The sequence below is a fragment of the Candidatus Dedyshia acidiphila genome (assembly GCF_051025295.1).
In the GTDB taxonomy this organism is placed as follows: Bacteria; Acidobacteriota; Terriglobia; order Terriglobales; family Acidobacteriaceae; genus KBS-83.
This window is the reverse complement of sequence record NZ_JBMGJV010000227.1, coordinates 1-246: the sequence shown is the minus strand read 5'-3', so window position 1 is coordinate 246 and position 246 is coordinate 1. Positions and strand designations below refer to the sequence as shown.

The following is a 246-nucleotide window of genomic DNA, read 5'->3' as shown; positions in this document are numbered from 1 at the left end:
CGAGCAGCACGGCATTGTCCTGCGTCCAGATGGGCCGGTAACGCGCTGCGAAGTAGGGCCCGAGATCAATGCGCGGTCTCGATTCGTCCGAGAACAGCGCTTCGTCAAACTTCCTTCCGTTTTTTTTGTCCCAGAGCACATACCGAACCTGATGCTGTTCGAGGCTGCGCACGATCTCGTCCTGTTCCATGCCTGAGCCGTACGGGAAGTTGAAGGTGCAACTGCTGTAGCGTGTTGGATTGTTAG

At 56.5% G+C, this 246-nt stretch carries 1 protein-coding gene; it reads right to left on the bottom strand.

Features of this window, described 5'->3' with window-relative positions:
- A partial coding sequence (locus tag AC5IJH_RS18680; RefSeq protein WP_491904314.1) for a hypothetical protein occupies nucleotides 1–246 on the bottom strand: 246 nt, incomplete at both ends.